The sequence below is a fragment of the Actinomyces naeslundii genome (genome assembly GCF_001956585.1).
In the GTDB taxonomy this organism is placed as follows: domain Bacteria; phylum Actinomycetota; class Actinomycetes; order Actinomycetales; family Actinomycetaceae; genus Actinomyces; species Actinomyces naeslundii.
Map to the genome: position 1 here is coordinate 148,277 of NZ_MSRR01000004.1, position 6,460 is coordinate 154,736.

The 6,460-nt window shown below is 68.3% G+C and carries 5 protein-coding genes; 1 reads left to right on the forward strand and 4 read right to left on the reverse strand.

All coding sequences use genetic code 11. The features are described from left to right. Window positions 1-11: 11 nt before the first annotated feature. A complete protein-coding gene (locus tag BKH33_RS02810) occupies window positions 12-731 on the reverse strand; it encodes an aminoacyl-tRNA hydrolase (protein ID WP_075415955.1) in 720 nt (239 codons plus the stop codon). Between the two features lie 357 nt (window positions 732-1,088). Here BKH33_RS02810 and BKH33_RS02820 point away from each other — a divergent pair, with 357 nt between their 5' ends. Continuing rightward, on the forward strand, window positions 1,089-2,369 hold the full coding sequence (locus tag BKH33_RS02820; protein WP_050998470.1) for a M48 family metallopeptidase: 1,281 nt from the start codon (window positions 1,089-1,091) through the stop codon (window positions 2,367-2,369). Window positions 2,370-2,500: 131 nt separating this feature from the next. On the opposite strand, the gene BKH33_RS02825 is transcribed toward BKH33_RS02820, so the two are convergent. The 3 genes from BKH33_RS02825 to BKH33_RS02835 form a co-directional block, all read right to left on the reverse strand. Beyond that, complete coding sequence (locus BKH33_RS02825) at window positions 2,501-3,859, reverse strand: PAS domain-containing protein (RefSeq protein ID WP_003780858.1); 1,359 nt, start codon at window positions 3,857-3,859, stop codon at window positions 2,501-2,503. A 735-nt stretch (window positions 3,860-4,594) separates the two neighbouring features. Beyond that, window positions 4,595-5,575, reverse strand: a complete 981-nt coding sequence (locus BKH33_RS02830; RefSeq protein ID WP_003780861.1) for an arsenic resistance protein — start codon at window positions 5,573-5,575, stop codon at window positions 4,595-4,597. 48 nt (window positions 5,576-5,623) lie between these two features. Beyond that, the coding region (locus tag BKH33_RS02835; protein ID WP_244157416.1) for an LLM class flavin-dependent oxidoreductase at window positions 5,624-6,460 on the reverse strand (837 nt) is incomplete at its 5' end.

Below are 6,460 nucleotides of genomic sequence, written 5' to 3' on the forward strand. Positions count from 1 at the left end.
GGCCCGCGCGCTCACCAGTAGGCGCGGGTCGTCTCGGTGGGGCCGTCGAGCTCGGTGAAGCCGGCGTCGATGACGCGGACGGGCCGGGCGGCGGTCTCCCACTGCTCCCGGCTGGGCACGACGACGCGTACCCGGTAGCCGTCGTCGGCCCAGGCCCGCCGCACGGCGGGATCCATGGCCGAGCTCTCCCAGGCGAGCTGGGCGGCGTGACCGCACTGGGCGGCGAGCTTGCCCGAGGTCATCTCGTGCAGGGGCGTGACCTCGATCGTCACCAGAGCCCCGGCGGAGGCCGACGCCGATCCGAGGGCGATCTCGGCTGCTGCGGCCGGGTCCCGCTCAGCTCGGGCGGTGATCGCGGCCGGTGGTGGAGGCAGCTCGTCGCCGGTCGGGAAGTGGGTGCCCTCCACCTGGGTCTTGGCCAGGGCACCGGGCAGGGGGCGCACCGGGCCGGGGACGAAGGCCCGCGCGGCGGCCTGCCCCCAACCCGACGGGCCGTCCTGGGTGACGGTGACGCCGTCGATCCCCTGAACCTCCTCCCAGCGCTTACCACGAGCACGACGCACGATCTTGCGGATGCGCCCGTCGCGCCAGTACTCGACGGCCGGGCTCCACACTCCGCCGGGGGCGGAGGCGGGCGCGGCCAGGAGGGCGACGACGGCGCGAGCGGCGGCCTCCGCCACGTCGATGCGCCGGGGCGGGCGAACCTTGTCGTAGCGCACGGCGATCTGCATGCCCCAGGGGACCGCGTGGTCCGGGTGACCGGACAGGGAGGGCGACTGCGACGGTGAAGACGGCGAGTGAGACGACGGCAAGGAGTGCGGCACGGGCAGGAGCCTACGGGGTCGTTGTCGACGGCGTCAGGTCCCGCCTGCACCTCACCTCCTGGAGGACCACCTGTTCCTTGGGGACGACCAACCAGGACTTTTCCCTCCAAACGGCGGATAAGTGACGCACGAAGATCCTCCTGGGGCAGGAGATGAATCCAGCGACGAGTCGTTTAAGTTGCCACCATGCAACCTCCTGTTCCGCCCACCATCTCTGAATCCCCAAGCCCGACGCCGTCGGACGCACCTCCCTCTCGCCCACGGATGTTCAACGGCGCGACCATTCACGGCATCAGGGGTATCCGCGAACTGCGTCACCCTGCCGAGATCCCGCTCATGATCGCGACGAGCGTGGCGACGGGACTGGCCTATCTGCTGTGGATCGCCCTGCTGATCTGGTTGAGCGCTGTGCCTGAACCGACCGGTCCGGGGGCTCAGGTTCGCGACTTCTTCCTCGACCAGGAGGGCAGTGGCATGCAGTTCCTCCTGCTGGTACCCGCCATCCCGATCGTCCTCTGGGTGGGACGCGCGATGCTGTACGCCAAGCTCCGCGCAACCGCGGTCCAGATGAGTCCCACCCAGTTCCCGGAGGGCTACCGGATGGTTGTCGAGGCGGCCCGGAAGTTCGGCATGCGCCGGGTTCCCGATGCCTACGTGGTGATGGGCAACGGTCGGATCAACGCCTACTCAGCCGGCCACGGCTTCCGACGCTTCGTGGCCGTCCACTCCGACATGTTCGAGATCGGGGGTCAGGTCCGCGACCCTGAGGCACTGCGCTTCGTCATCGGACATGAGGTCGGGCACCTTGCCGCAGGTCATATCTCCCTCCTGCGTCTGCTGTTCGTCACACTCGGTCAGAACGTTCCGCTTCTGGGCAAGGCTCTGATCCGCTCCCAGGAGTACACGGCGGACAACCACGGCTACGCCTATGCGCCCGAGGGCGTGCCCGGGGTCATGGGGGTCCTCTCCGGCGGCAAGTACCTGGGGGCCGAGGTCAACACCCACGCTCTGGCAGATCGCGCCACGCGGGAGAAGGGGCTGTGGTTGCACCTGTCCGTCTGGCAGTCCACGCACCCGGTCATCACCTGGCGCGCCCACGCACTGCGCGACCGCAGCCGCCCAGGACGGATCATGATCCGCCCGCCGGAGTCGACCGCCTGGTTCCCGCCCTCGGCTCCCAGCGGCTACCAGCGCTCTGATTCCTGGCCGACGCCGGAGCAGGTGCTCTCGGTGCTGGACTCCACCACCACGAGCGTGCCCAGCGAGGAGCAGTTCGGCCGCTACCCGGGCGTTGCCTACGAGATTCCCCGCAATGAGCTGCGCTGGGCCTCCCCCGTTCCCGTTTCGGTGAGGTCCGAGCCGGCCGGGCAGGCGGCCTTCGAGGGCGGACAGCCCACCCCGGCCCCTGCCGAAGCGCAGCATCTCGAGTCGTACGGATACACCCCGTCAGCCGGGCGGGAGGGTGGGCTCGCGGGAGACTCCTCCGCAGCCCCCTCCGCCCCGCCGGCTGCGGAGGATCGAGGCGGCTGGCCCGGCCAGGCCTGAGACCGGCCCGGTCCCGCACGTCCCCATCAACACGGCGGCGCCGGTTGGAGAACGCTCACGTTCTCCAACCGGCGCCTCTCTGCGGCTATCGTGCGATTGTGCCCTGTGCCTGCGTTGACGCGCCGGGCGTCTCAGCTCGGGGCGACGGCGCTGGCCGCCGTGGTGAAGGAGCTCAAGGCATCCCGCAGGTCCGCGGCGTCGTCGGCAACATGAATGGCCTGGCAGCGGGCGGCGAGATCGTCGAGCTCGGCCAGACGCTGACCAACCGACTCGACCACGCCCGAGGCCGCGGCGGACAGCTCTGCGGCCGTGGCCGGCAGGGCCGGGTCGGTAGAGGCGGGCGAACCGGTCCACAGCATGAGGAGCTGGTTGGGAATCGTCATCATGCGGCTGACCTCCCCGATGTACGCCACGACCTGGGCCGCAAGCGCTCGGTGCGCCTGGGCCTGCCGCTCCATCTCCGCAATGCCGTCGTTGAGGGACTCAATGAGGTCAGGAATCGCCTCTGCCGAGTACTGCGGGTCTCCGACGCCGTCAATGAGCTCGACGGTGAACAGAGAGGTGATGGTGGCGTGCAGACGGGCCAGGGCGATGCGGAAACGGGTCCGGGCGCCGTTGGTGTCGAGCTCGGCCAGGGTGCTGACGAGGCGAGCCACAAGCGGGCTGACCAGCCTCTGCATCTGGGTCCACAGATCCAGCAGGTCGGCCAACGGCTTGACCTGGGGGTCGGAGCGGTCCAGCACGGCGATCCGCTCGGGACTCAGGCGCGGGTCCTCCAGAGTCTGGGTCAGGCCCTTGCCGGCGGCCTTGAGCGAGGCCGACAGCTCGGCGAGCTGCTGCTGACCGGACATCCAGGAGTCGAGCCCGGTGGCGATGGTGGTGACCGAGTCGAGCATGACGCGCAGGTCCCCTGTGGCTCCCGGCCGCACCGGAGTGCCGTCAGAGAGCTCTTCGCGTCTCGCCACCTCCGCAGGCAGGGCCGTGTTCTGGAACTCCTCATAGGAGGACAGGCCCGCCCCGGCCAGCAGCTCGGCGATGCGACCGAGCCCCTGCTCAGCCGCTGCCCGACGATTGGCCCCAGCACCGATGGACTGGTCCTCAACGGCGCGGGCGTCGCGGTAGATGGCGCAGGCGGTGTCGAAAAGGTCGGTGCACACCGGTCGAGTGCGCACCGAGAGGTAGCCGCCGTCGGACAGCGGAGTGACAGTGGCGAAGACGTCGTACTCACTGCCGTCGGCGGCGAGGTTGCGCACGTAGGCGGCGAAAGGGCTGCCGGTCTTGAGGGTGTCCCACATGGCCTTGAAGGCGCCGCCAGGCATCTCTGGGTGACGGATGATGTTGTGCGGAGCGCCGGAGAGCTCATCACGCCGGTACCGGGAGAGCTCGATGAACACGTTATTCGAGTGGCGGATGACGCCGCGCGCGTCAGTGGTGGAGAAGAAGAGCTGGTCCACGCCCACCTCGTGGGTGGCTCCGGTGACCTGTGGCATAACGAGTGCTCCTTGAAGTGATTGGGCGCGACGGCGTCCGGCTCAGCAAGAGGCGAAATCCTCACCCCTCGTCCACTGAATTCCGGCTGGACAGTTGAACAATAACATCCCGTTTCCGAGAGGAAATCTGAAAACTTCCCGTAACTGACCGACCGCACGGCCATACCGCACGTTCAGAATGTGCGTCTTTTCACGCATCGCAACACATCGCCTCACAGTGACATCACCCCCCCCGACGCGGCGACAACCCACCTTCTCTCCCTCCACAGTAATGAGCACCGGAAAACGGTGAACTCGCGCCCCAGAAGAACACCAGCGACGCTACTCATGCACGTGAATACACAGCCAGGACACGACGTCGACTGCATAACACTGGAACCTGAACTGAAGGCCTTGTGAAAACAGGAGAAACGCGCCGAGCAACTTCCCAGCGAACTTTGAGATATATTGAAGTGCCTCCACAGGAGCAGTGGGTTACATAGTGACTGCCGCCGGACGGAACCGGTCGCGAGGGTTGGGGAGCCTGATGACCGATCGGATTTCGAGGCCGCCCGGGTTGATAGGGAGCCCGGCGCGAGTCGCTCTGGCGAAGGAGGGTGACTCCGCCTGGAATTATGGGATCCAGGCCGACGCCACCCTCAACGACAGGGGCCTGTGGGTCTCGGAATTCTCCGAGCCCCACAGGCCGCGTCATTTTTCGACGTCATTGCGTCGATTTCTTCTCCACACTCCCGTCTATCGAATAAGGCGGGGAAACAGACGGACACCGATCGCCATGACTACGAGCTCCACCAGGGTCTGAGTCACCACCGCAATCGGCGCCATCCCCATAGAATCGGGCAGCGCCAGAGCCAACGGCAGAACCACCAGCGAGTTACGGGTAGTCCCGGAGAAGGCGAGAGCCAGGCGCTTCTGACGTCCCTGGTGAGCCATGCGCCCGGCGACGTCTCCCACAGCCGGCATAACAAGAGCGAAAGTCACGAAGAGGGGAACAACCCGGGCGACGACGTCGGGCCGGGAGGCGACATGGGGAACCTGGGAGGCGACGACGAACACCAGGGTCGCCATCATGAGCGGAACCATGAGCGCCGTCGTCGCTGAAGCGAGCCGGGCGGATGGCCGGAACCGGGGTGAAGCACGCCGCGTAAGGATCGATAGCCCCATGGGCAGTGCGATCATGAGGACGAAAGCCTGCGCGAAGGGCTGCCAGCTGATACCACCGCCCTGAGCCCCAGGTGAGCCGGCGGCGAAGGCCAGCCACAGTGGCAGGACGAGGGCCTGGATGAGCATGAGAGCCGGAGATGCCGCCAGGATACGCGACCATGCGCCGCCGGCCAGACGGGTGAAGACCATGACGTAGTCAACGCAGGGCGCCAGGAGCACCAGGAGGGTGCCGACCAGGAGCCCCGGCTCATCGGCCACCAGCCGGGACAGAGGCAGAACCACCGCCGGCACCACCAGGAAGTTGACCACCAGAAGCGCCGTCATGAACCGGGCGTCGGCGAAGGCGGCCCGCAGGCGATGGAAGGGGACACCGAGAAAGGTCGCGTACAGCAGCGTGACCAGCACCGGGGCGATAGCTACCTCAAGAAGGCTGCGGGCTGCAGGAGCGGCCAGCCCCAGGACGGCGCCGGCCACGAGCGCCCCCAGGTACAGGACCACCTGGTGGTGCTCCATCCACGCGACCACCGGGGCCTGATCGCCTGCGTCCTCCATGACGGAACCGTATCGCGACCGGACGGGACGGCGACCGGTGCCGGAGGTCTACGCCTCCAGGGAGTAGCCCGTCACCGGTCCGGCGGTGTTGGGCTGCCAGCCCAGTGCCGGGGCGACGTGCTCGGCGAAGGCCTGCAGGATGTGGAGGTTGAAGTCGACGCCGAGCTGGCTGGGGATGGTGAGCATGAGGGTGTCGGCGGCATGGAGCGCCTCGTCCCGGGCGAGCTGCTCGACGAGGACGTCGGGCTCGGCGGCATAGGTGCGCCCGAAGGTCGACTGCAGGCCGTCGATGATGCCGATCTGGTCGTGGGAGTCCTCGCCGCGCAGCGCGAAGAACTTCCGGTCGACCTCGGAGACGATCGGGAAGATGGAGCGCGAGACGCTCACGCGCGGGGTCCAGTCGTGGCCGGCCTCCTTCCACGCCTCGCGGTAGCGGCGGATCTGCTCGGCCTGAAGGTGGGAGAAGCCCTCCCCAGTGGCCTCGGTCAGGAGGGTTGAGCTCATGAGGTTCAGGCCCTGGCGGGCGGTCCACTCAGCGGTCTCCCGCGAGCCGGCACCCCACCACAGGCGGCGGTCCACGCCGGGGGCGTGCGGTTCGATGCGCAGGCGGGAGCTCGCACCGGGTGCCATGCCGCCGCTGGTGTCGAGGTCCGCCTGCGGGACGCCCCGGACGGCGTCGAGGAACTGGGCGGTGTGGGCGCGGGCGACGTCGGCTCCGCGCGGGTCGACGCCGCCGGTGTAGCCGAAGGTCTCCCAGCCGCGGCGGGCCTGCTCCGGCGAGCCGCGGGAGATGCCGATGGCGATGCGCTGGTCGGTGAGCAGGTCGAGGGCGGCGACCTCCTCGGCCAGGTAGAGCGGGTTCTCGTAGCGCATGTCGATGACGCC